The organism is Marinobacter sediminum, from assembly GCF_023657445.1.
GTDB classification, from domain to species: Bacteria; Pseudomonadota; Gammaproteobacteria; order Pseudomonadales; family Oleiphilaceae; genus Marinobacter; species Marinobacter sediminum_A.
Map to the genome: position 1 here is coordinate 1,280,877 of NZ_JAGTWY010000001.1, position 24,533 is coordinate 1,305,409.

At 51.8% G+C, this 24,533-nt stretch carries 26 protein-coding genes and 2 pseudogenes; 5 read left to right on the forward strand and 23 right to left on the reverse strand.

Annotated features, from left to right (window positions below; translation table 11 throughout):
- The first annotated feature begins 16 nt into the window (after positions 1-16).
- A complete protein-coding gene (locus tag KFJ24_RS06130; RefSeq protein ID WP_250830180.1) occupies positions 17-1,753 on the forward strand; it encodes an isocitrate/isopropylmalate family dehydrogenase in 1,737 nt (578 codons plus the stop codon).
- Between the two features lie 2,102 nt (positions 1,754-3,855).
- Here KFJ24_RS06130 and KFJ24_RS06135 read toward each other — a convergent pair.
- From KFJ24_RS06135 to KFJ24_RS06175, 9 genes are all read right to left on the reverse strand, one after another.
- On the reverse strand, positions 3,856-4,245 hold the full coding sequence (locus KFJ24_RS06135; RefSeq protein WP_250830181.1) for a VOC family protein: 390 nt from the start codon (positions 4,243-4,245) through the stop codon (positions 3,856-3,858).
- Complete coding sequence (locus tag KFJ24_RS06140) at positions 4,245-4,448, reverse strand: 2-hydroxymuconate tautomerase family protein (protein WP_114611751.1); 204 nt, start codon at positions 4,446-4,448, stop codon at positions 4,245-4,247. The genes KFJ24_RS06135 and KFJ24_RS06140 overlap by 1 nt, the downstream gene beginning before the upstream one ends.
- A gap of 98 nt (positions 4,449-4,546) precedes the next feature.
- Positions 4,547-5,200, reverse strand: a complete 654-nt coding sequence (locus KFJ24_RS06145) for a glutathione S-transferase family protein (protein WP_250830182.1) — start codon at positions 5,198-5,200, stop codon at positions 4,547-4,549.
- A gap of 127 nt (positions 5,201-5,327) precedes the next feature.
- Positions 5,328-5,552: a hypothetical protein gene (locus KFJ24_RS06150; RefSeq protein ID WP_250830183.1), complete on the reverse strand. Its 225-nt coding sequence runs from the start codon at positions 5,550-5,552 to the stop codon at positions 5,328-5,330.
- 70 nt (positions 5,553-5,622) lie between these two features.
- Positions 5,623-6,033 (reverse strand): LIC_13387 family protein, encoded by a 411-nt coding sequence (locus KFJ24_RS06155; protein ID WP_250830184.1) that lies wholly within the window; start codon positions 6,031-6,033, stop codon positions 5,623-5,625.
- An 87-nt stretch (positions 6,034-6,120) separates the two neighbouring features.
- Positions 6,121-6,870, reverse strand: coding sequence for a hypothetical protein (locus tag KFJ24_RS06160; RefSeq protein ID WP_250830185.1), 750 nt, complete (start codon positions 6,868-6,870; stop codon positions 6,121-6,123).
- Positions 6,871-7,026: 156 nt separating this feature from the next.
- Complete coding sequence (locus tag KFJ24_RS06165; protein ID WP_250830186.1) at positions 7,027-7,422, reverse strand: GFA family protein; 396 nt, start codon at positions 7,420-7,422, stop codon at positions 7,027-7,029.
- Positions 7,423-7,604: 182 nt separating this feature from the next.
- Positions 7,605-8,279, reverse strand: coding sequence for a hypothetical protein (locus KFJ24_RS06170; protein WP_250830187.1), 675 nt, complete (start codon positions 8,277-8,279; stop codon positions 7,605-7,607).
- A gap of 50 nt (positions 8,280-8,329) precedes the next feature.
- On the reverse strand, positions 8,330-8,653 hold the full coding sequence (locus KFJ24_RS06175; RefSeq protein WP_114611745.1) for a hypothetical protein: 324 nt from the start codon (positions 8,651-8,653) through the stop codon (positions 8,330-8,332).
- Between the two features lie 99 nt (positions 8,654-8,752).
- Here KFJ24_RS06175 and KFJ24_RS06180 point away from each other — a divergent pair, with 99 nt between their 5' ends.
- Positions 8,753-9,646: a LysR family transcriptional regulator gene (locus KFJ24_RS06180; protein ID WP_250830188.1), complete on the forward strand. Its 894-nt coding sequence runs from the start codon at positions 8,753-8,755 to the stop codon at positions 9,644-9,646.
- 784 nt (positions 9,647-10,430) lie between these two features.
- Here KFJ24_RS06180 and codA read toward each other — a convergent pair.
- The 3 genes from codA to KFJ24_RS06195 are packed head-to-tail and all read right to left on the reverse strand — an operon-like array spanning position 10,431 to position 13,062.
- The gene (gene codA / locus KFJ24_RS06185; RefSeq protein WP_250830189.1) at positions 10,431-11,672 is read right to left on the reverse strand and encodes a cytosine deaminase; all 1,242 of its coding nucleotides are present in this window, start codon (positions 11,670-11,672) and stop codon (positions 10,431-10,433) included.
- Between the two features lie 43 nt (positions 11,673-11,715).
- Positions 11,716-12,555 carry a DODA-type extradiol aromatic ring-opening family dioxygenase gene (locus KFJ24_RS06190; RefSeq protein ID WP_250830190.1) on the reverse strand — a complete coding sequence of 280 codons (840 nt, stop codon included), beginning with the start codon at positions 12,553-12,555 and terminating at the stop codon, positions 11,716-11,718.
- A gap of 9 nt (positions 12,556-12,564) precedes the next feature.
- Complete coding sequence (locus tag KFJ24_RS06195; protein WP_250830191.1) at positions 12,565-13,062, reverse strand: DoxX family protein; 498 nt, start codon at positions 13,060-13,062, stop codon at positions 12,565-12,567.
- Positions 13,063-13,219: 157 nt separating this feature from the next.
- On the opposite strand from KFJ24_RS06195, the gene KFJ24_RS06200 reads away from it, so the two are divergent.
- Complete coding sequence (locus tag KFJ24_RS06200) at positions 13,220-14,125, forward strand: LysR family transcriptional regulator (RefSeq protein ID WP_250830192.1); 906 nt, start codon at positions 13,220-13,222, stop codon at positions 14,123-14,125.
- Between the two features lie 383 nt (positions 14,126-14,508).
- Here the strand turns inward: KFJ24_RS06200 and KFJ24_RS06205 are convergent.
- The 10 genes and pseudogenes from KFJ24_RS06205 to KFJ24_RS06250 all read right to left on the reverse strand — a co-directional run.
- A pseudogene (locus KFJ24_RS06205) lies at positions 14,509-14,607 on the reverse strand (enoyl-CoA hydratase-related protein); the annotation flags it as partial.
- The gene (locus tag KFJ24_RS06210) at positions 14,601-15,119 is read right to left on the reverse strand and encodes a hypothetical protein (RefSeq protein WP_250830193.1); all 519 of its coding nucleotides are present in this window, start codon (positions 15,117-15,119) and stop codon (positions 14,601-14,603) included. The gene KFJ24_RS06210 and the pseudogene KFJ24_RS06205, both read right to left, overlap by 7 nt.
- An 87-nt stretch (positions 15,120-15,206) precedes the next feature.
- A complete protein-coding gene (locus KFJ24_RS06215) occupies positions 15,207-15,872 on the reverse strand; it encodes a hypothetical protein (RefSeq protein ID WP_250830194.1) in 666 nt (221 codons plus the stop codon).
- A 19-nt stretch (positions 15,873-15,891) separates the two neighbouring features.
- Positions 15,892-16,482, reverse strand: coding sequence for a hypothetical protein (locus KFJ24_RS06220; protein WP_250830195.1), 591 nt, complete (start codon positions 16,480-16,482; stop codon positions 15,892-15,894).
- An 88-nt stretch (positions 16,483-16,570) separates the two neighbouring features.
- Positions 16,571-16,957 (reverse strand): hypothetical protein, encoded by a 387-nt coding sequence (locus KFJ24_RS06225; protein ID WP_250830196.1) that lies wholly within the window; start codon positions 16,955-16,957, stop codon positions 16,571-16,573.
- Between the two features lies 1 nt (position 16,958).
- Positions 16,959-17,435 (reverse strand): hypothetical protein, encoded by a 477-nt coding sequence (locus KFJ24_RS06230; RefSeq protein ID WP_250830197.1) that lies wholly within the window; start codon positions 17,433-17,435, stop codon positions 16,959-16,961.
- A 170-nt stretch (positions 17,436-17,605) separates the two neighbouring features.
- Positions 17,606-18,079: a hypothetical protein gene (locus tag KFJ24_RS06235; protein WP_250830198.1), complete on the reverse strand. Its 474-nt coding sequence runs from the start codon at positions 18,077-18,079 to the stop codon at positions 17,606-17,608.
- Between the two features lie 343 nt (positions 18,080-18,422).
- Positions 18,423-19,199: a hypothetical protein gene (locus KFJ24_RS06240; protein ID WP_250830199.1), complete on the reverse strand. Its 777-nt coding sequence runs from the start codon at positions 19,197-19,199 to the stop codon at positions 18,423-18,425.
- Positions 19,200-19,302: 103 nt separating this feature from the next.
- Positions 19,303-19,686: a helix-turn-helix domain-containing protein gene (locus KFJ24_RS06245; protein WP_250830200.1), complete on the reverse strand. Its 384-nt coding sequence runs from the start codon at positions 19,684-19,686 to the stop codon at positions 19,303-19,305.
- Between the two features lie 136 nt (positions 19,687-19,822).
- Positions 19,823-20,785 carry an AraC family transcriptional regulator gene (locus tag KFJ24_RS06250; RefSeq protein WP_250830201.1) on the reverse strand — a complete coding sequence of 321 codons (963 nt, stop codon included), beginning with the start codon at positions 20,783-20,785 and terminating at the stop codon, positions 19,823-19,825.
- Positions 20,786-21,055: 270 nt separating this feature from the next.
- Here KFJ24_RS06250 and KFJ24_RS06255 point away from each other — a divergent pair, with 270 nt between their 5' ends.
- A complete protein-coding gene (locus tag KFJ24_RS06255; protein WP_250830202.1) occupies positions 21,056-22,609 on the forward strand; it encodes a DUF1254 domain-containing protein in 1,554 nt (517 codons plus the stop codon).
- Positions 22,610-22,678: 69 nt separating this feature from the next.
- Complete coding sequence (locus KFJ24_RS06260) at positions 22,679-24,193, forward strand: DUF1254 domain-containing protein (RefSeq protein ID WP_250830203.1); 1,515 nt, start codon at positions 22,679-22,681, stop codon at positions 24,191-24,193.
- Positions 24,194-24,346: 153 nt separating this feature from the next.
- Here KFJ24_RS06260 and KFJ24_RS18230 read toward each other — a convergent pair.
- A pseudogene (locus KFJ24_RS18230) lies at positions 24,347-24,496 on the reverse strand (diguanylate cyclase domain-containing protein); the annotation flags it as partial.
- Between the last annotated feature and the right edge of the window lie 37 nt (positions 24,497-24,533).

The window sequence follows — 24,533 nt, forward strand, 5'->3', positions numbered from 1 at the left end:
TCGCCGGGAGAAACCTATGAATAGCAAAATCAATGTAACTTCGCCTCTGGTCATCCTCCACGGCGACGAAATGGCCCAGGTTGCTTTTGACCACATTCTCGAGAAATTCGTGACTGCGCGTCTCGATATCCAACTCGAGGAAATCGACCTGTCCGCGGAACATCGCCTGCTGACCAATGGCCAGGCGGTGATTGATGCCATCGACTCCCTCCAGCGCCATGGCGTGGGGGTAAAAAACGCAGGCATGACCGTCAACCGCCAACAACTGGAGGAACTGCTTCGCAAACACCCCGATGTGGACTCCGACAACCTGCACCCGCTGGCCACCAAATCTCCGAACGGCGCCATCCGCAAGGGCATCAGCGGCAACATCACCCGTGAGGACATCCAGTTCCGCAACCTCAAGATCAGACGGCCCGACTGGATCGGTCGCGACATTGAAGTGGACACCATGGAATTCGGCGGGATCAAAGAAAGCTTCAACCAGCTTTCGTCGGCCACCGGTGTGGTAAAGCTGATGTTTGTGGGCAGCAGCGGCGACCCGGTGGAATTGCACCGACGCGAGGTCCGCAAGGGAGACCCCTGGCTGCTGGCCACCAATGATGTAGAGAGCGTCAAAGCCTGGGCTCACCGCTTCTTCCAGCGTGCCATTGACGAGAAACGTGACGTCTATCTGGGCCTGAAAGACACCGTTATCCCCGGATACGATGGTGCCATGCGAACGATAATCGAGGACATCTACCACAGCGATTACCGCAAGCAGATCGAGGACCTGGGGCTTGGTTACCACTACGAGCTCATCGACGCCCAGGCCGCGCGCATCGTCTCCAACCCGCCAGACCGAGCGCTCTGGGGCGTGCCTGACAACACCACGGGGCGTAAGCTGTTCAAACTGGTAAACCAGCTCCGGAAGTTCGGGATTCCCAGCCGCGCTGCCCATGTCTCCATTTCCCGCATGAGCGCCGGTGGTGGCGATCAGTACGGCAGCTTCAACATGTCGGCGCAGGAAGACGGCATTCTCAAGGTAATCGTAGACGGCGAAGAGAAGCACGCCCGCCGCGTCGGGAAAGGCGACCCGATGCTGCTTATGTCCAATGACCGTGAAGCCATCAAGGACTGGGTGGCCCAGGTGTTCCGCGACGCCTCCCGCAAGGACAAGGAGGTCTACTTTGGCCTCAAACGCGAGTACATGGAATACGACGAAGTTTTCAGCAACGTTATCACTGAAGTACGCCGGGACCTGGCGCGGGAGCACACGCCACCGCCATCCTTCATGATTATGCGGCCCTCCAGCCAGCTCAAGAAGATGATTACCGATCCTCCGAGAAACGCGCTCTATCCCTCCCAGAACCTGGACGGCGACATCTTCTCGGACATCTCCGCTGCCCTTGGTGGCAGCCTCGCAACGGCCAGCTCCATCATAGAGAGCAAGGACGGCACCATGCTCTTCGAGGCGCCCCACGGCACTGCCCACGACCTCTACCTGAAATACCTGGAGAGCGACGGCCGGGAAGCCCATTTTAACCCATCCGCCCTTATCTTCGCCCTCGCCAACGCCCTGGAAACCCTGGGCGAGCGCGATGACAACCCGCCCCTGGTCGAATACGCCTCTAACCTCAAGGCAGCGCTGACCGATACCGTCGACAGCGGGATTGTCACTGCGGACCTCAAGGGCAAGACTGTTGACCCGGATTCGGAGCAGGTTGTGGACATGACAGGTTTTCTGGGCGCTGTAGAAAACGCACTCAAGTGATGGCCAGCTGATGATAAGTGAGGCATGAGCGATTCGCGGCTCAGAGGGTGGTTATGATGGAAATCTCAAATCCTGTGGATGTCCTCAGACGCCCGCTAAGGCTCCCGTGCGGAGCCATTCTGAAGAATAGACTTGCCAAGTCAGCAATGTCTGATTCGCTGGGAAACGGGGAGGGTGATCCTACCGACGCACAGATCCGACTTTATGAACGATGGGCTGAAGGCGGTGTCGCGATATCGTTCATCGGTGAAGTGCAGGGCCTTATTTCCTGGACTTTGCTCAACGCGCAAAGAAGGTAACGGATATTCCGCTCATGGTGACCGGAGGCTTCAAAAAGCGTGAGCAAGCAATAGATGCTGTAGAAAGCGGCAGCGCCGATTTGGTGGGTTTAGCTTGAGCCTTGGTTATTAACCCGGGGCTTGCCAACGTCTGGTTGACCGATGATGGCGGCGACGTCGAGTTTCCCAGATTCAAATCTCCGCCACCGGGTGGAGTAACGGCCTGGTACACCATGCGACTGACAGAGCTGGGTGAGGATCGGGAAAACGGATCGACGCTCGATTTGTCGACAGCCATCCGTCTATACGAAGAGAGGGATGCGCAACATTGCGTAAAATGGAGAGGAAAGTACGGACTCTGAACCTGGCGCAATATCGTATTTAACATAATATACATTATGCGCAGTACGGTATGCTTTTAAATAACATTATTGCGGATTTTTGGACGACCACAGAAAGTGCTAAAGAATAGCCACAGAAAGTACTAAATTTTCACAGGAAGTACTAAATTCGTCGCCCACCTTTCTATATTCATGATTCTGAACACTTTTCGGTTTTTTCTCGAATAGCGCCTTTCGGGCAATCAGTGCCTTGGGTTTTGGCGGTTAATTTTGATTGTGGAATGGCGTCAGCTCTGACCGAACTCCGTAATTCTAGATAATGCCCTGGGTTCGAAAGGTATTGGCCGATGCCGGAAAAAACATCCCCTATACCTCTCGAGAAGTATCATGCGAATCGGAGCACGGGTTTTTGTTATGGCAGCCTCGGAACCGCTCTGTGACATGAGAGTAAACGTGGAACGGTGTTATCGATAATCCGGTTGAGACGATCCGCTCCTGGTTACTGAAAACCGTACTCGCCAGCTCTGGAAGAAATGGACGTTACAAGGCGCAACCAATGGTCCGGTTGGGATGATTGGGTCTGCTTGGGTGTCCTGAGCATAATAGTTCTCTACTAAACTTCAGAAATCTCTTAAAATCAAATTATTACGGTTTTTATTTTCACCCTCTCCTCGCATCCGAGCGGCTTACCAGGAGCTTATCCGATGAGCAAAACCGGCCAGGCACGCGTGCTTACGCCCGAACAGTTCGCCCATCTCTTAGGTGTTATCCAGAAGCAATCCCTACCCGGAAAAGAACACGGCGCTGGTTCAGATCAGCTTCAAGCTTGGACTGCGAGTCCAGGAGATCGCGCTTCTTCAGATCAAGGACGTCGCAACTACCCAGAAATCCCACTGGTTTGCTTACCTGATTTCAGCCCACTTGTCATGAGTCTTGTTGATAGCGCCGGCCCCATAGCTGCACTGCCCCACCAAACGTAGTTTTCAGTTCAATTGAAGTTCAGTGTGGTCGCAAAGCGAACATTCGGTTTTGGTGATAGCGCCTGCATAAGCGACGGCCTGACAAGGCCGTCCGAGTGGCGCGACTTGTTAGAACATTACTACCCATGACGAATCGGGGCCGTGAAATAGGATGAAATAATAAAAACCACAAGCCCGAGAACTACAGAGACCAGCACTACCTCGACGCTAAATCCGCCGAATAGCTTCCCCAACAGATAGCCAGGGATAGGCGCAACACCAAAAGAAACCCACATACTGGCTCCACCCTGCACCGAAATGGTTGATTTGCAGTGAGGACATTCAATTGCCTTATTCTCCGATGGAGTAAGCCTCTGACGAATCAGATTGAAGAACGGCAGGGTCTCAGAGCAATAGGGACAGGTTTTGATACTGCTACCTCAGGTTCTAACGCCCGGCTCACGCGCTGGCTTGGAGCCGCGAAGCGTCGGAGACTCAGCCGCCGTGCATCCGTGTGTTAGCGATCAAGGCACCCATATAAATTCCATACGAATGCCGCTTGGCTCATAAACCATGAAATGCTTCGCAGGTCCTTGACGTAGTTGCTCCGGGACAAACTCCACTGTTACCCCAGGATGATTGGAGACGTTTTCAAAAACATTCTCAAGGTCTTGTTCGCTTTCGACTTTGATCGCGACATGATGGAGACCGACCTGATGCTTTCTGTCGAAGGGAGAATTATCTGACATTGTTTGCCATAACGTAAAAAATGCCTCGCCGTTGGAAACGAATTTGGCCGGATATTCCGGGACTTCCCGAACAAGAGACCAGCCTAAACAATCAACAAAGAAATCAGTTGTCGCTTCAAGATCGGAAACGGCAAGGCCAAGATGATGAATGCCAAGTGTCGCCATTAAATTCCCTTCCTCCTGCGATGAGTAACCTGCTCGCCAGCAATTCCCCAGTTATCGGTTTCCACCTCGTCAATCACTACCACCGTGGTGGCCGGGTTTTTGTTCAACACCTTCTCAAGTAATTCAGTAACCCCGGAAATAAGCTCTCCCTTCTGCTCAGCGGTTGCCCCTTCCTTTGTAATCTTAATATTGACGTATGGCATAAATGTCTTCCTTTAGATATGGCTAACACCTGCAGCACGCGCGCCCTTGGAATGGAGCCGAAGGCGCAATGTAAAGGGCGTCGCCGTGCCTGCACCGGTTATGCTTCAAGCTCACAATCGGCCAGAAATTCTTTCTCAGCAATGCCCTCAGCCACCCATTCTTTTAGTGAGCTCAGAGATAATATTGTATTCATATAATCATTTTCCGTATCCCCGACCGGAATACCGTAACTATTGAAGCGAAGAACAATTGGCGCATACATAGCATCGGCAATACTGAAATCACCGAATAGGAATGGGCCACTCTCTGGATGCTTTTCACGGCAGATGCGCCATATTTCACATACTCGGTCTATATCGGACTTAAGAGACTCCGAAATGTTTTTGAATACCATTTTTTTTCGGCAATTCATGGGTAGCGAGTTTCTGATGGCAAAAAACCCCGAATGCATCTCATTGCTTATGCTACGGGCGTAAGCTTTGTCCTTAAGCTGCAATGGCCAGTAATTTTTTTCTGGATAGAGATCAACCACAAACTCGCATATTGCGAGAGAGTCCCAAACCGTAACACTCTCGTGACAGAAGGCAGGCACCTTCCCAGATGGTGAGTATTGCAGCAACTCCTCTTTGCTTCCTTCTGCGTAGAGAGGGATCTTTACCTCAGAAAAAGGAATGTCGAGCTCTCTTAACAGTAACCAAGGTCTTAAAGACCATGACGAATAGTTTTTATTACCGATTATGAGTTGATTCAAGGGTATATACTCTGATGGGTATAACGCCCGCATCAGCTTTCCGAAGTCAGGCTGCATGCGTTTGTTATGTGATTTATATGTTTTTTTGACTTATCACTAATATTCTTTTGGTATAAAAATCTCATGATTAAGGTCGTTTATGTTTTTCTAAGATGATTTTTTTATTCAGTATTCGTACCTCACCTACCATCAGTAAACGCATATCTTCCACGATGTGATAACCTAATGCCTGATCGTCGATGTCGTCACCTTCGATATCGAGTCTGAATCCCTGTCCCTGGATTCCCCCGCCATTCGAAAAATCAATTTCAAAATCAAATACTACTCGTTTGTCATCAGTTTCATTTGCCACGACTAAACCTCTGCTCAAAATTATTTCTAATCACATAACGCTCAAGTCCACCGTCAATTGGAGCACTGTGTTATGTGTTGATTAATGCTGCTGCCAATACGAAACATACAGTTGAAATTGAAACACCAATTAGCGGTATTTTGAACCAATATCTTTTAGCTAAAATCAAATATGACAGGCCAATAATAACAGGTAAATATGAGAACCAAACAGATTGTTGAATTACATTAAAATCAGATACAGAAAGAGGTATATAAAAACAAGCTACAAGAATTGCCCCAAAACTATGACTTGCATTAAAACCAACCCATGCATTCCAAATCGATGTTTCTTTTGTAAGAATTGGTGATGCTCCTTTCATGGCCTCTGTTACTGACGAGTCGTACGCATTAAACTTATCGGTGAAAAAGGTATATAGCAAATGAGTTGCTCCGAGAATCCCAAATATTGAGGCTCCTATAATTATTAATGCTTGCGCCATTACTCTCTGCCTTGTAAATAGTTGTGACACGTTACGCTAAACTAAAGCGCGGTTTTGGTGTCGCCTTTGAACTTTTTGTTAGCCTCTTTAATTAATTCCAAAAAATTCCTCTAATTCTTTATCCAAATGCTTCCATAAAAATACGGTAAACCCTCCAACTTTCTGCGAGGGCTTAAGGTGCATCCCAACTTGTCTAACCCTACATTTTGGAAGTTCTTTTTCGGAAGTTCTACCAATTAGAAATTGTGAAAGAGTGTAATTGCCCTGCGGATACTCCTTCTTCTTAATCCCTAAAAATCGTAGTTTAAATTTTCCCGGAATTACCTTACCCTTCCAATTTAAAAGTTCACATACTGGCCCCTTACCACCTTTATCTTCATGATATCCAATGACCCGGAACAATATCTTTTCTTGAGATAACGTTGTATAGGAAATAATCTCGCCAACTTCCCACTCACAATGATCCCTGAACCTCTTTGGAACCTTTTTTGCGACTGGCTGTGGAGATTCAAGTTGGACTTTAACCTTCTCTAAAACTATTTTTCGCTTTTCTTTGTCTTTCCCATCCCAGCGATCCAGATCGCAACCTGAATTGATAACCTCAATTGCCTTCTCTTTTATTCTTTCTTCCAGGCGACCCAACTTCCATTGAATGACTGCAAGCGCCAGCCAAACAACTGACTGTTCATCAGAATCATCAATAGAATCCTTCCACTCAAGTAGAATCCTATCAGTAGCATCTGAAGGTGAAAGACCATCCCCCAGGAAATCTTTATAGTCCCCTCTGATGTCGCTTGCTGTATCATCAGAAAATATTGCTGGGCCCCAAGTACCCACGATTATTCTCCTTGGCTAACGCCTGGCTCTGCGCCCAGCGGTGCGTTTTGTTATGCCTCGCTGGTTCACACCCCAAGTTTAAATAAGCTCGGGTGGTCGTCTGGACGGTGACCGAGCGTAAGTGCGACACCGCCACCTTTTTATACAATTTACCTATTACTCGTGTGGGTGTTCATTGAATTGTTTAGCGTTGTCGCCAATTTTGAACCAACTTGGTTTCTCAGAAACAAACTCGTGAAATGCATTTTCGATTTCAATTTCACTATCTATGCAGTTTGCATTTATTGGAAAAGACTCCAGTTCCGAAAGGACCTCTCCAAGAGCAGTCCCGCAGACAGAACAAAAACACCGATTATATTTATACGGTGGCTCAGCTTTGTAGGTAACGATTTTTTCGCGGCCAGTCGTAATCTGAAACTTGTCAGAATTTACAAACGCCAAAGAGCTTGCTCCAACCTTTCGGCAACGGCTGCAATGACACATACCCATCATGCTTGGCTTTTCTGCCAATTCAAATCGAACGATTCCGCAGCAGCAGCTTCCTTTAATCATGTCGCACCTTTAGTTAGGAGATATTTCCTATGTAAGAAAGTAACATTAATACTGTACGAATAAACAGTATTCAAAGACATAAAATGCGGAGCGCACCGACGGTCTGACAAGGCCGTCCAACAGACGCCCAAATTATCAGCGTCAGTTCCTCAGAACGACGCAGAGTGGACGTAAAAGTTTAGCTAACCGTAACCAGCGAATCTCTTGTGAGAGAAAAACAGGATTTTGGCTATCCAATATAAGATGGTGATAAGTATGGCCATGGTTGGTATTGCAACGATGAGTAACAGCTGTTCTTCCTGCATGGTCTTAAGATTAGCACCCAGCATTTTCACGATTTTGTCGGTGAATGCTAAAGCCGCCCATACCAGTGAAAAGCCAATGCGCCAGACATGCCGAATAATGCGTTGTGTGCCAGAAAGCCCTGACAGGTATAGGTTACGGATGTCCCCGAATGCGCATAGAATCGCCAATCCACCCCAGATCAGATAGGCAAGGGGCGCCTCTAACCCGCGCCAACTTATACTGATAGAAAATGCAGTAATGGCGAAGCCGACCACCCATATCAAAGCAATTACTTCGAGAAGACCAGTTTCATTCTTTTTATGGTGAACGGCGAGCCAGGCAGTAAACACGGTATACATCACGAACGCACCCAACATCATGTCAATGATGGTCTCTTTGAGGTACGCGGCTGCAATACCCGATACGAGCATGACCATCATGGATACAGTAAACCAGGAACCTGCTTTCCTATGACGTGCACTGCCTTTCCTGGCGAACATGGCAACGACAGCTGTCACCAGGGCGAGCGTTCCCGTGGGGGTATGTATTGCCCAAACAATGATGTCTTTCAATTGTAAGATCTCAGGTAAAAGTTAACTAAAGATTGGATGACTGACGTTGATTAGCGAGCATCCAGTTGCTTGACAGCCAGGTAGCCGTATTGCGAACTGCTGTGCTCCCGGGCCAGATATTCGTAATGGGTGTAAGCTATCTCGCTCTTACCTAGCCTCTCGTAAGTCTTAGCTTTTAAGTAAGTCAATTCGGCTTTTGTTTCGGCCGACATCTCGTCTGCGTTTTCTGCCTGGGAGATCAGCGCCAACGTACGTTCGTATTCTTGAAGATCATAGTGCTTATAGGCTTCGGATATAGAGGCAGTTTGAATCAGGCTTGCACATCCGCTGATTGTTAGTGTTGCTACCAGTAGTACAAGGGCAGGTAATTTCATCTCTATTTATCCTGTGGATGTGATTTCTGGACGACAATCCTACCAATACATAAATAAAAGCAATACAATGAAGGCTGGACTTCAGGTATGCATATTTGTATGGATTGGAAATCGATAACATTCGACTGGAATCGTGCCCGGGCTTTTTTGGTAACGGCGGAAGAAGGCTCCCTGGCTGCGGCAGCCCGGTCAATGGGAATGACGCAACCTACCTTGGGGCGACAGGTGGCGGCGCTGGAGAGTGAAATTGGATTCGATTTATTTACCAGGCGAGGTCGAGGCCTTGAGCTAACGCCCAATGGCATCAAATTGTTAGAACATGTGCGGCTGATGGGTGATGCCGCTAACCAGTTTTCTTTATCGGCTTCGGGTAAATCAGATGTAATCGAGGGCGACGTTAGCATCACCGCTTCCGAGCTCCTTTCCACGTTTATGCTGCCACCCATGATCAAGGCGTTACGGGAGCTGGAGCCTGGCATTGAAATCGAAATATATTCAACTAACGAACAACGCGACCTCAATCGAAGAGAGGCCGATATTGCGATCCGGAGTGTTCGTCCTACACAGCCGGAGTTGATTGCAAAAAGACTGTGCAGTGTTCGAGGTCATCTCTACGCAGCCAAAAGTTATCTGCAGCAACTGGGATATCCTCCGTCGATCGCCGAGTTGAACAAGGCGAACTTCATCGATACTGAGAAACCAGGCCGCCTGATGACTTTGCTCAATTCGCAGGGCTTTAGTCTGACCAGACAGAATTTCCCAGTTATTTCAAATAGCCATATTGTTCAGTGGGAATTGGTTAAACAAGGTATGGCCATTACCGCCACAGTAGAAGAAATTGGAGATAACGAGCCGCTGGTAGAACGTGTCGTTATCTCGAATCTTCCTCTGATCACCATAGACCTATGGATAGTTACCCACAATGAATTGAGAACCAACCCTCGAATCAGGCGAGTCTTTGATTTCATGGTGTCGGAGTTTGCTGATGATTAGCACTGCCTGGGAAAGACTGCCATTGGCTGCAGGTCGCCGTGTAACCATCCCCTAAAATCGGTGCATGCGTAATTAGAGTCTGGACTTACGCCGGTCCACTAGACATTCCTGGCCTATCATTGGACTTACCCGGTCCAGACTCCCTTCACTAGACCATCTCGTCGTCGTCAAAAAGGTCCGCTTTTATCAGGCAGCGGTCATTATTCGCAGTGTGAAATACGCCTCGAAAATGTCCGCTTATGGGTGAGAGGCATCAATGTTCGCTTTTGTTTAATTGTGTCCCCTGCTAACAAAGTTTGTTGCTTGCCTCGAATCTTTCCGTTCCAGTGAGACTATTCCGAACTCCGGGTCGGACGCCGAATTTAGCACTTTGTGTGGAAACCGGAATGAGCGCCCTATTCTCGAATCTGCTTTAAGTCTGTTTAGCACTTTGTGTGGATTTTGGAGGGTAAGTCACTGATATACGGTGGCGGAAGTTTAGTGCTTTCTGTGGTCGTCTATTTTATGGACGACCACAGAATATGTGTGGACTTCGAGCGTAAACCTCTGATTATAGGTTTCACGGATTTAGCACTTTGTGTGGTCGTCCAAAGTGCTAAATCGCCCTTTATCCGGCAGTCACTCTCGTATTTGTCCTATTTGGAGAGTCGCTGGCGCAGGTGCCCATTCTTTTACGCACAATGTTGGTCACTGTGGTGGTCATGCTGTTAATGACTTATGTTCTAATGCCGCGGATGACGAGGTGGTTTGCGTTCTGGTTGTTCCCGAAAGACCGCACTACCCGCTAGTTGTTCGAGTCGGCCGGCCGATTAACCGATACCCGACCATCCCGAATCGAGGCCAATACGGGTAACTGCCCGAGCAAAACCTCATAGGGAGACTGGCCCTGCAAAACAACGCATCGGGCAGGTAGTCCCTCTTTAATGCCGTATTCTTCAAGATCCAGCGCAGCCGCACCGTTATCGGTAATGAGCTCCAGAGACTTTTCAATCCAGCCCATACCCAGCATGTGGCAGGCATGCAGCCCCACATCCAGTGTCCGGAGCAGGTTGCCATTGCCGAGGGGATACCAGGGATCGCGGATAGAGTCCTGACCAAACGCTACCTTGAGACCCGCGTCCAGCAACTCCGGAACTCGAGTCAAACCACGGCGCTTGGGGTAACCGTCGAATCGGCCCTGCAAGTGCAGGCTTTCCGTTGGCATGGACAGGAACCGCAGGCCGGATTTCTTGAGCAACCTGAATAACCGACTGCAGTAATGATCGTTGTAGGAACCCATGGCGCAGGTGTGGCTCGCCGTAACACGGGAGCCATAATCCAGCCTCAGGGCTTCAGCGGCCAAAACCTCAAGAAACCGGGATTCCGGGTCGTCAATCTCGTCGCAATGCACGTCCACCAGCCGGTCATGCTTGTGCGCTAGTTCAACCAGCCAGCGGACCGACTCAACCCCATAATCGCGCGTGAATTCAAAATGGGGGATGCCACCAACAACATCCGCCCCAAGGCGCACCGCCTCCTCCATCAGTTCCCTGCCCTGTGGAAAAGACCAGAGCCCTTCCTGTGGGAAAGCCACAATCTGGAGGTCTACGGTACCCGCAACACGCTCGCGCACTTCCAGCATAGCCTTCAGCCCGGTCAGCTTGGGGTCGGTCACGTCCACATGGGTGCGAACATACTGGATACCGTTGTCGGCAAACAGCTTCAATGTTTGCTCAGCCCGGCTGATGACATCGTCTCGGGTAAGACTTGCCTTGCGCTCGGACCAGCATTCGATCCCTTCAAACAGGGTTCCGCTCTGGTTCCACCGAGGTTCTCCGGCGGTCATGGCGGCGTCCAGATGAATGTGCGGCTCCACAAAAGGCGGCACAACCAGATTGCACGATCCATCGAGTTCGTCAGCGCCCGGCTCGACGCGCCCGGCCTGGGTTGAAATCCTGGTAAACCGACCGTCTGAAATCGCGATACTTTGAAGCTGCTCGACTCCCTGGAGTCTGGCGTTAACGATGGTTCTGATGGTTTGCGTCATACAAAGTCCTTCCGTGTTCAGCGATGTTCTGCATTCCTAATTTTCAGCCACGCAGATCCGTGGTTCGATTCGATGGCCAGTAAAACAGGCCCGACGCCTTTCCCAGTATGTGGGCGGACAGATAAGTGTCACTCGCTTTTCCCGCTAGCCCGTAACACACGTGCAGCGGCAGAAGATGCTCCTCCCGCGGATGACAGAATCTCGCATTCTGGGCCTGTTCCCAGTGGGCCATGCGATCAGCGCGCTCGGCTTCCGGCAGCTGTGGGTCGGTGCAGGTCTGGTAAAGCCAGTCCTGAAAAGCCTGATTGCGGGCATCCGCTTCCGAAGAACCCGCCCTGAAAAACTCTGGCATGTTGTGAAAGGAGAACCCGGAGCCGATCACCAGCAGATTGGCATAATCCAGCGCCTGCAGCGCCCGGCCGATTGCAATGTGTTCCGCCGCATCCAGACTGCTTTTCAGCGAGAGCTGCACACAGGGAATATCGGCATCCGGATACATCAGTTTTAATGGCACGAAAAGCCCATGATCAAACCCACGCTGATCGTCCATTTGCGCCGGAATCCCCGCCTGCTCCAGGGCCTGAACCACCTGACCGGCGAGCGCAGGCTCACCGGGACAGGCATAGTCAATCTGGTAGGCTTCTGAGGGAAAACCGGAATAGTCGTAGATCAGCGACGGGCTTGGATGAGCCGTTACCCTGGGCACAGGCGCTTCCCAGTGCGCACTGATCACCAGAATGGCGGACGGCTTTGCGAGCCTGCCCGCCATGTCGGTGAGCTGCTCCACCATTTCCCGATGCGCCAGGTCGCCCAGCAGCGGCAGGGGTCCACCGCCATGGGAAAGAAACAGGGCATCCACGGTGCTGGTTCTGATTTCGGTCATTGTCACACCTTACCTGATCCAGATGGCATCCGGCGGCAACACGCTGTTGCCCGCTGCGCCACCACTGATGAAATAAAGCAGCTCGTCATCCACAGAATAGCGCCCACCGCCCTGGACAACGAACGCAACACTCACCACAAACAACGTAAGGGCGTACTCGTATCCATTATTGGCCATGAACAGGCCGTTGCCGATGTGCACTGCAAAGATAGCGACCAGCATCGCGATGGCGTTCACGAACGCAGCCGGGCGGGTCAGAAACCCCAACGCCAGCGCAAGGCCCCCAAAAAACTCGGCGCTGCCTGCCAGTAGCGCCATGAGATGGCCGGGTTCGAGTCCGATGCTGGCCAGCCACTGTGCCGTGCCGTCCAGTCCATAACCACCAAACCAGCCGAACAGCTTTTGCGCGCCGTGGGCCGCCAGAATCAGGCCGACTGGCACCCGGAGAACCAGGGCGGCAATGCCCCCATTTGATGAAAACAGAGCGGTTGCAACGTTTGGGTTCATGATATTCACCTCGAATCGTTAATCGGTGGATTTTGCCGAAGCCCGGTGCCCGGCCGATGAACCCACTTTACTATCACTCAATGATGCAACTAAGATGGATAACGTTGTTTAATTATCAATTATTGGTTGATAAAAACCGAAGAAGACGGGAGAGACGGTGGACCGAATCAACGCAATGCGCGCTTTTATTCACGTGGTTCAGGATGGGTCCTTCACCCGAGCCGCAGAGCGCCTGGACACCTCCCCCCAATTGGTTAGCAAAAATGTTTCCCAGCTGGAGCAGCACCTCGGCGTCCGGTTAATGAATCGCACCACCCGCCGGATCAATCTGACAGAAGCCGGTACCCGCTATTTCGAGAGTGCCCGCCAGGTACTGGCTGACATCGACAACCTGGAAAATCAGATTGGGGATCTTCGGCCCGAGGCCTCCGGACTGTTGCGGATTAGCGCACCGGTGTCCTTTGCGATCCGTCACATGGAGCCCCTGCTTAGCGCGTTCCGGCATGCACATCCAGCCGTCGAAGTGGACCTGCAGGTAAACGACCGGAAGGTGGACATTATCGAGGAGGGGTTTGACATTGCCCTGCGAGTCGGCCGCCTGAGAAGCTCGTCGCTGATTGCCAAACGGATTGCGCCCGTTCGGCTGGCATTCTGCGCATCGCCGGCTTACCTGGAACAACACGGCGAACCCCAGCGCCCGGAAGACCTTCAGCACCATCACTATCTGCACTACAGCTATCTGGATTCAAACGCGATCCCGGCGTTGCAGAAATGGTTTACCGGCACCACCAGCGCCAGGCGTGTAATGATGAGCAACAACGGCGACGTGCTGGTGTCTGCTGCACTGTCCGGGGCCGGCATTGCGCTTCAGCCCACCTTCCTGACCGGCCCAGCGATTCATGAAGGCAGACTGAAAGTCGTTTTGAGTGACCACGAGCCAGAGCCTATGGCCCTCTACGCGGTGTACGCCCACCGTCAGTTGGTGGCCAGCAAAGTACGCGCGTTCATCGACTTTATCGACGGCTTCTTCGGAGATCCACCCTATTGGGATCGAGATTCATAGCGTTTCGAATGCTGATCCCAAGACGAATCGGAATGCTCAAGCCTATGGATCAATACCAGCAACGTGAGCCCATACGCCATTTTAAGTACTTTGTGTGGAAGGCTGCTGAGTGTCTCTACGCTGAAAGTTGAGCCGCCTTTTTTAAGCACTTTGTGTTGAAGGGCATTGCTAACTAGCTGTTTTATCGCATCTGCGGATTAAGCAGTTTGAGTGGTCGTCTAACGTCCACGCAAAGTACTTAACTTCCACCGAAAGCACTTAATTCGACGTAGCCCCGATTGACTACCGGAATGATTTGGACAATCAAAGAAAGTACTGAATAAATTCCACACAAGATGCTGAGATATACTGTTACGGAGTTTTAGTACTTTGGGTGGCCCTCTAGCAATTACAATGTCGCAGCAGGCCGCAAGCCCCGCAGCCCCGCCAAAGACCGCGCCCTGCACCAGCCCGATGACGGGTTTGGGCATCTGGTTCAGAAGTCGCCCGACTTACCCACGTAGACGTAGACCGAAGAGCTCCCCCGAGTTGCCACTCTGTGAACCGACACATCCGGATCGGCTGGATCTGGTGATTTGAAATGGGTTGCTACACCGGCTTTTTCGCCGTCCCGGACGCGATCCCTTTCGGCCGATTCCCAGGTGTTTCCAATACATTGGGATATAGAGCTGACCGCTGCGTTGTAACGTGCGGTGGCCACCTCATCATTTGGCGTATTGGCCGAGCAGACATAGGCCGAATCGTTGTTTGCCCAGGACCATACCTCACAGTGGCCCTTGATGATCTGCTCCTTTGCCGAAAAAACTGTCATGGCGTTGAAGTTGGTGGCGCTTCCGCGGTACTGGGCAAATCCCGACGGATAGTCCGCAATAATGACCTTCAGAGAAGCGCAGGGATCGTCCACGCCCAGGGTAAGCTTCTGGGGAGCGGAGCAGCCTGTAAGGGCCAGGCCCAGAATCATTGCAATAAACGGTTGGGGAGTGCGGTTTGTCATGGGGGCGCTCATTCGGTAAAGGATTGCAGGATCAAGATTGACTTGTGGGTGCGCATGATTTTGGCCACGCAGGATAACCTTTCACTTTTATCTATCGGCCTTTTTCAGGCTGTCGCGCAACGCATTTACAATGATACGACCATAGTCCTGTACTGCCGAATCGAGAGATTCTGGGTCCAGGGTGCTCGAAAACACCTGCCATACGGGTTGACTGGTATCGGTATCAAACAAAGTGGATTTAAGGGTGTATTTGACAGAATCCTGGAAGTAGCTGGGCATTCTCGTTGTTTCCACATAGGTTCTGGACGCAAGTGGCCCTATCGGAACGACAACCGGCATGTAAACGATTTGCTCCGGAACGTAATTGACGTCCCGTTCTTTTTTAACCAGTGCAGTAACCAGTACACCGTCAAAATTTCCGGCTTTTGCAGAGCTGGATACCAGCGACTGGATTGCGTCGGGGTCGTTCCAGGGGAAGCTGTCTGCGGATGAATCGAATGCCTCGGCGTCAAACCCGTCCTTGTTGAGCTGGTCCACTAGAGAAGTCTCAACTGAATTGCGAATCTGATTCTTGCTTGAGACCGCAAAGACCAGAACCGTTCGGTAAGCTTTATCTACTTTTATTTCTTCAATTCGATCAATTTTTGTGGATGCTGAGGAGCAGCCAACAAGCAACGCGACAAGCCACAAACAAATGCCTCTGTTCATGTGTTTTCCCATGTTTTTAGTCTCTCGTTTTGACAGGAACGCCAAGGTAGTCTCATGAGCCCGGCTACTTTGCAGGTTCAACTGAAACTGCCACCGCCTCGGTGTAAGTGACCAACACCTGATCCCCGGCATTGACTACCTTGAAGTGGTCAGGATTATTCACGAGCAGCTCGAATATTCGCCCCTGCGGGCCTTTAAGAGTAATCGTGCTTTTACCAGGAGAAACAGCCACAACATCGGCGAAGGCTTGAACGATTTGCCCTACCCCGCCACCAGGCTTCATACCGGGCTCGGCCCGTGCCGCAGCGGCACCGATTGAGACGTCCGCGTCGTCTGACCGGACTTTTTGTAAGGTCAGCGACAGCGATTGCGTGTACTCAACAACAATCTCATCGTTCAAACTGATCTGATCGAAATTGCGAACGCGCTGATCTGCAGCGACTTCAATCATGTCGCCGCCAGGAAGTTCAAGCATCAGGGTTCGAGTTTCTTTTTCGATACCTTTAACGACTGCCGAAGCCGAGACGGTGGTGGTTCGGGTTGCGCTGCCAGCCCGACTTTCAATGGTCGACTGCTCCTGCGAGGCGTTCTGCGCCAAAACGGGCAACGATACTACAGATAAAGCCAAAACCTTGATGAGCAACAAACGGTACATTGTGCTTTCCTTGTTTTCGGTTAACAGTAAGTGATCCCTTTAACGCAATATACTTAACCCGTGGGTGCGTCGATTCTGCTCTCCCCTTTTATTCGGTCGTTTGCGCAACCGCAGCGACCCACTCATCTTTTGTCATCTGATCGCGGATGGCGAATCGGTGGTCGAGTGCAAGAGATTGAGCTGTTTCCCACTCGTCGTTCAGCAGGTCAAGTTGCACCTGCAGGCTGGCAGGACCAGCGTCGTGATCTTTATATAATTCGGTCAAAACCTTGCCGGATTTAGCAAACGTTTTGTCGAATTTCTTCAATTCATCCCGGAGTGCCGCCACCTCCTGCATGACCGCTTCGGCCCTGGCCGTATCGGTGATTTCCTGCTGTGCGAGCCTTTCGAAGCTCTTGAGCATGTCTTGGGTCAGGATCGCGCCGGATGCGTTGGGACCACCCAGAAAAAAAGCAACTATTATTGCCACCAGCATCTTACTGGCCTCCCGCCTGATAACTCATGGTTCTTGGGTTAAGTTCCTTCAACTCAAACTTCGCCAGCTTTTCCCACTCTTTTGCCGTAACAGTTGCCTTCATCTTGCCCATCAAAGCCAGGAACTCGGCTTGAGCGGCGCGGCGTTCCGCGTTGTACTCTTGAATGAGGTTTTCCAGGTTTTCGCGTTCGGTTGAATAATCCCGGCTCAAAGTCTTCAGTCTTTTCGAGTAGTGCTGCACTGCAGTTGCGTGTTGGCTGATTAACTGTTCCCTTTCAGCTGATAAAGCCGCAAACTTTTCAGCCCTCGCCGAGTCATCGATTTCGTCCGTAATCAAATTCTGGAAATCGGCACGAGTTTCCGCGCGCTGCTTTTCCAGCTCATCCGGATTCGAGTCTTTCGATTTACTGGCGCAGCCGATAAAGGTTGATGTAGCGATACTGGCAACGAACACAATAAAAATCGGATTGAGTTTCATTTGTTTATCCGGGGTTTCGGCTCTTGTATGCTTGATCTTTGACCAGTTGTGATTGTACCGCTATCAGTTCTGCGCAACATATAGCTTTTTTTCAGGTCAGCACCCGGATACCGGGAGCGGAGGCGCCATCGCAACAGGATCGCGGGTCAGCTAATCGCTGACTGTCTTATTCATGCCAGTAAGGTCTTGCCCAATCGCTCCAGTTCCAGTGTGTAACAAAATAACGAGAACAACATTGCGAGCAAAAGCAAGTACCGAAACACTGGTATGGAGTCCGGTGGCGTGTTTACGATGAACAAGAGCGAGAACGCCGCAGATCCGAGTAAAAACACAAGTCGCGCCACAAACAACACAAAATGCCCGAGCAGCGGATTTACGTAACTGGGCTGCGCCGGACGCAGCCGATAGCCTATCCAATATCCCACTTGAATCAGCGCTACGGCCACGAGCGACCATAGGGGCGTTTCGGGGGTCGCAAAAACAAGGCCGTCTTGTATGAGTTGCCGTAACACCGGCAGTCTTTCCCAGTACATGACGACTACACCACTGGTTTGAAAAGCCAACAGGAGCGGGTACAGCCAGCGGCCCCCGGTATTGCTCTCGGGCCCGGTGGTCAAGTCGCTGGAATCAGTTGGTGTTGTCATGAATCTAGTTGCCAGTACCACGGGGTTCTTCCGTAAGGGGCAATAAGAAAAGCCTGGCGATCTCCCCTGCCCCAAGGTGTCTTTTCACGACATAAAGGCAGTTGTACACAAGCAGCACGCCAATCCAGACAGCAAAGTACAGCGTTGTCACTGCCACTTCCCGGATCTCGTGCATCAGCTTCTACCCAAAACTCATCGTAGGCGGTCCAGCGACCAGACGATCGAGCATATGACGAGAATCGAGTACTGTCTGCGTCCGTGCATGAGGAATTACTCCCGTGGAAACTCGTTAAAGGGGGTATAAGTCCTTTCTCTATTACAGTGTTGTTGGTTTGATTAGCACTTAAAAATCAAATTTGAGATAGGCCAATGCCCCCTCGTATTGCCAGTCCACGTCGCCCTGAAAGCTATTTTTTGATACCCCAACGTCAAGCTTTACGGAATTGATGCCGACGCCAACCGCAATGGCCTTGGTCACGCTGAAATCAAGACCGACGAAGACGTCGTACAGAGATCCTTCATAGTCTCCGTAGTCAACGGCAAAAATTTCCCCACTGCCGCGGATAGCCCATCGGTCAGCAAAGCGGTGTTCGCCGCGAAGACCGATGACTGGCAATGGTGCTGTCAGGTCACTCGATTCGACACTGCCGCCGCCAGAGGCAGACAGAGTCGCGCTCATGTCTGCTATGTACAGGCCAACAGTGGCGCCAAGAAAGCTGCGATCGCGTTTCAGAAACATCCAGGTGTATCCCAGCTTATAGATGGCCAGGTCGAACTCTGTCTCTACAGTGCTGCTGATAGGGTAGGTCGTATCCTCCCAGATGATTTCCCTCTCAATCTGTTTCGATGAAGAGCGGGACAGATCGAACGCACTGAAGTCGAATCGATGCTTTTCGGCGAATCTCCAGTAAGCGTCCACCCGAAAAACCGTATCCGACTTCTCGAGTCCAAGGTCGTCCTCCAGGTCTACGTCCGTTCCTCGGCCAGATTCTCCGTCCACTCTCGTTTGGCTGTCGCGATCTGTAAAAAAAGCCCCGATGCTGATGCTAAATCTCGGGTCTTCTTCAGCGATCGCCGTGCTCGTGATAATCAGAAATATAAAAAACGAAATGACGCGCATGTGATCCCTCCTCCAGGTTCATAGCCTCACTATTCCCCTATAGCTGTCCGGTCGCTATCAAGAAAACGCATAGCGTTATCGGAACGGGCGCGTCGTCAGTCGATTATGAACGATCCGGGCTCCGCTCACCTGTCCGGCTCTGGAGCAAGGTGTCGGAAGGTGATTCACTGAACTGCCGCTTGTAGTCGAGTGAAAACTGCCCCATGTGTGCGAAACCGCACTCTTGGGCGATACTCGTAACTGTGGTCCTGGAAGGGTCAGCATGCTGAAGTAGCATCCTGGCTTTCTTCAGTCGCTCCTGTTTCAAGAAGGCCATTGGTGTGATGCCGTAGGTGTGCAGAAAAAGATAACCGAGCGTTCGCTTACTTACACCAGACGCTTCAGAAAGATTACCGAGCTGGATTCTTTCTTTCATGTGTCGTGCGATGTAGGCAAGCGCTTCATCTAGTCTGCTGTGATAGGTCGATCTCTTATTCGGCATGGTCATGATAGTTCACAACACCGTTCGACGCTGGATTGCGTGAGCGTTGATTCTAGGGCGGAAGGAAATCGGTTCGCTATCGTGAATCCGCACGAATCAGGATCGGCGGCAAAGCGATTGGGGCGGGGAAAAGAGGCAGGGGCTAGGTGATCGCCCGCGCAAGCGTAGCGCTTGGGCACTCGCCGAAGGCATTTTTGTACTGGGTCGTAAACAGACTCATGTGGTTGAACCCCATTCTGAACGCCTCGTTGGTGACGGTCGTTTGTCCGCCTGACGCCTTTAGATGCCTACGCACCTGGTGCAGGCGCAACAAACGTAAATAGCGGGAAGGGCTGGTCCCGTAGGCAGTGGCGAAAGCGTATTCCAGGTATCGACGGCTGACGTTCATGGCCACGCACAGGTCGTCGACGCTGATGGGTTCAACGATCCTCTCTCGCATATAGGATTCGGCTCGCTTCGCCACAATAAAATGCCCGCTGACTTGAGCCATCACTTTCGTTCGAGTTGCGTCAATCGAGCTCAGGGCGGCGCCGAGCGCATTGCGAACATCGGTCACCAGCCAGTCGGCCGCCAGAGTATCCAGCGGAATGTCAGCGGGTCGAACAATATTTGCTATGGCTTGTCGCAGGTTCGCCAATTTTTCGGGATTGATATTTATCGTCATACAGGAGCGGGCCTGAATCAGGTTTGTACTCGACGTAGTTTCTTCGATGGCATTGATCCACTCGGGGGGGATGACCAGAGAAGTCCATCCATAGCTTGCCGATAGATAGCCGTTGAGCTCCTTGCCGGGAGGGAACAGCAACAATTCCGACGCATCGACTGGATTGCCGTTCCAGGTGGCGTGAGCGCCATCTGGGAAAACGCCAATGCTAAAACATCTGGTGTCCAGATCGCCCATCACACGAAGAGGCACGTTGACCTTGCCGAGGTCGATCGAGAGATCGCCCAATGAAACCTGATCAAGCGCGATGTCGATATTGCCGGATTTCAGTTGGACAAATTCGAGGTTGGAACCGCTGATTGCATGGTTCAAATCATCCAGGTCATGAAACCGGGCTCCAGGCTGGTATTGATTTCCAGGATCAGCGGGCGTTCCATCCATGGTTCTTTCCCTGCGATTTCTAGATAAGCAATCCTAAGCGTATGCCAATCGGTACCGCTTTGCCAGAAATACTGCTTCAGAAGTCCGGCACGTTTCACAGCACCGGATATTACTTTAACGCTCTTACGCCTTGCGCATTATTGATAGCGCTGTAGATATGCACCGGGGGATGCTAACGAAGAGGCTTTAAAAACCTTGAAAGACCCGAATCAGCTACTTACCCGAAAATCTGACGACTGACATTTCGCCCAAAAAAAAGGATAGAAGGCTATGAAACGCAGGGAGAGTCTTTTTGGCGCCACCGTTCCGGCGACACTCACCAAATATTTGATGTATCGCTCGCGAGCGACAGCTAACTGGATGGGCAAACTTGCCTCCAGGCTACTGGTGTTCATTGCCTTAACCGGTTTCGTGGTTTGCGCACAGGCCGCGCCGGAGGCCGAGCAGAAACCCGAAGCAGTCGCCGAGCGGGCATACCTTTACGGACTCCAGCAGGCTATCTTTTATGGCCAGCGTTGGATTTATACCCAGAACGACGCCGAGACGAATGACATCTATTCGGGGCTGAACCGGTTCTTCTGGGTGCGCAAGCAGATCACCCCGGATTTTCCCGTCGTGACGCCGAATGCGACAACGCTCTATGGCTCGGGCTTTCTGGACCTGCGCGACGGTCCCGTTGTGATCGAAGTGCCCGAAATCACCGACCGCTATTTCAGCGTCCAGATTATGGACCCATACGGCATTTTCCGAATCATCGTCGGCTCGCCCTTCAACGGCACCAAGGCGCGGAAGTACATCCTGGTTCCGCCGGGATTTGAGGGCAATGTTCCGGCGGATTTCCCGACCACGGACATTATGCAATGGCCGTCGAAAACCGCTTACGGTGTGGTCCGCATGGCGGTCAAGACCGGATCAGATTCGGAGATAGCAACGATCAATGCCTATCAGGACCAGGTCACGGTTACGCCCCTGGCCGATTGGCTGTCCAATGGCAATAAGGGGATCGCCCAGGCAGATCGGGATATCGTTCCCGGCGATTTTGTTGTTCCCGCCGGACTGCCGGATTATTCGGTAGGTCAGGTCGACAAACAGACGGCCGAGCAATTCTTTACCTTGCTCAACGTTATCCTTAACGATGCGACCATGCCGGTGCTGGAGGATTCGCTGCTTGAGTCGCAGATGCTTGCGCAACTCAGGTCGATCGGTATCGGCAAAGGCCTGACATTCGACTGGGAGAAGATGACAGCCGATCAGCAAGCCGCGCTGGAGGCCGGGTTCAAGGCGGGTTTCGAAAATGTCCGAAAAACGTTGAAGTCGAACCTCATTAACATGAACGGCTGGGGTATCGTGCGCAATGACGGCGGATTCGAGACCAAGTGGATGGACCGGGCCGTGATTGCCGATGCGGCCTGGGCGGCACCGGACAAGAACATTTCGCACGGCGGCGCGTTCCTCTTCACCGACGCCGATGGCAAGCCGCTGTCTGGTGCCAACAAGTATACGATGACCTTCGACATGAACGATTTGCCGCCAGTGACCCAGTTCTGGTCAATTCCGATCTATGACGCCAACGGTTATTTCGTCGCAAACGAGATCAACCGCTATACGGTGAACAGCTTCATGCTGGACGCAGGCGATTTGGTGGTCAAGGACGGCAAGCTGGTGATCTATGTGCAGAACGCGAAACCGACGGATCCAGACCAGGCCAAGAACTGGCTGCCGGCACCGAAGGAAGGGTTCAGGTTCACATCGCGGTACTACGGGCCCTATGCCCCGCTGACGAATGGCACGTACAACATGCCCAAGGTCGTCCGGGTGAAATGAGCGCGTAACAAACCAAGGGGGTAGCCGCCCGTTGGGCGGCTGATGCTTACAAGGGAATGAGGAAGAGCAATGAAAATTAAATTGACTACGATGGCATTAGCCACTTCACTGGCACTCACCACTGGCCCTGCACAGGCAGACAGTGCGAGGGAGGCTGCGAAAACCGAGGCAGCGTCGATACCGGACAAGGTGCAAACGGTTGCCGGTGAACTGGAGTTTTTCGATGGCGTGCCGATCGGAGGCACCAATGACCAGGTATACGATTATCTGGACCGCGCGCGGGCTCTTGGTGTCTATCTGGATAACATCGGTGCTGTGTCGATCTACGCAGTTCTGCTCGGGATGGCACAGCAAGGGGCGGACGCTCCCAACAAAATCGCCCTCTGGGAACAGTTGATGGACTCGCGCACGCCGGTCATCACGTCAAATACATCGACCATGTATGCCTACGCGCCCACAGACCTGGCGAACGATGGGCCGACCGTCATTGAAGTGCCACCCGGCATGCTTGGCTTTCTCAATGATGCCTGGCAGCGTTTTGTCGGAGATATCGGTGCTACCGGGCCCGACAAAGGCAAGGGTGGCAAGTACCTTGTGTTGCCTCCGGGCTATGAAGGCGAGATACCGGACGGCTACTACCTGCTCAAACCGTCAACCAACAAGAATTTCCTGTTCCTTCGTGGTTCGATCAAGGATGGCCTCAAGGCCGCAGCTGACAACTTCAAGGCGGGGCTACGCATCTATCCCTTAAAGGATAAGAGCAATCCGGAACCCACCCAGTTCGTCAATATGTCCGGAAAATCGTTCAGCACCATCTATCCAAGTACCCTGGAGTACTTTGAAATATTGCACACCATCGTCCAGGCAGAGCCGATCGACGCAGTCGGGCCCGAGGTACGCGGTAACATGGCCGCCATCGGTATCGTCAAAGGCAAGCCGTTCAATCCCGACGACCGAATGAAAGGACTTCTCAGCGAAGCAGCCACACTGGGTAACGCCGCAGGGCGATCCATTACCTACGATCCGCGGATTGATGGCGTGTACATCTACCCAGGAACGGACAGCAACTGGGTCATGGCATATGCCAACAAGAATACGTCTTTTCAGGCAGACGGCGTGATGAATCTAGATGCGCGGGTTCTGTTCTACTACAACGCGGGCGGCGTAACGCCGGCGATGGCGGCGACCCGGGCTGGGATGGGCTCCGACTACGCGCTTGCCATGCTGGACAGTGATGATAACCCGTTCTATGGAGACAAGACCTACCGGCTGCATTTGCCGCCCAATGTGCCGGTAAACAACTTCTGGGCAGTCACACTCTATGATACCCAGACGCGTACCCAGCTGCAGACAGGCCAGCTGTTCCCGACGGTTGGCAGTCAGAGCGAGGGTATCAAGCAGAATTCAGATGGATCCTACGACCTCTATTTCGCGCCGCAGGCACCTGAGGGAAATGAAGGCAATTGGCTGCAAACGGTTCCGGGAAAAAGCTGGTTTGCAATTTTGCGAATGTACGGACCCATGGAGCCATGGATCAACCAAACCTGGAGACCCGGCGATATTGAGCTGGTAAAGAAAATGTAGTCTTGCAACAACAACTTTTAGGGCCTTCGCTGCCCTTCCCAACTCAGCCAAGTTTCCCCGGGCTGAGTTGGGGTCAATCTCCACTCCCGACAGCCTCAAGACCCAGATTGGTACGTTGGAATTCATTGACGCTGGTTCGACCACTATCAGGATCAGAAATTGGTCACCACTCAGCCTTATTGGATGAGTATCACTTAATCTCAGACTGCCGCAGATCAACTCGGCCACCCGTTGCAGACAAATGCCTCTTTGCGAGTGTTCCAGAGCTTCGTCATAGGCTTTGAACCGATCGATATCAATCATCAGTCGAGTGGTTTACCAGGAGCTTCCTCGATGAGCA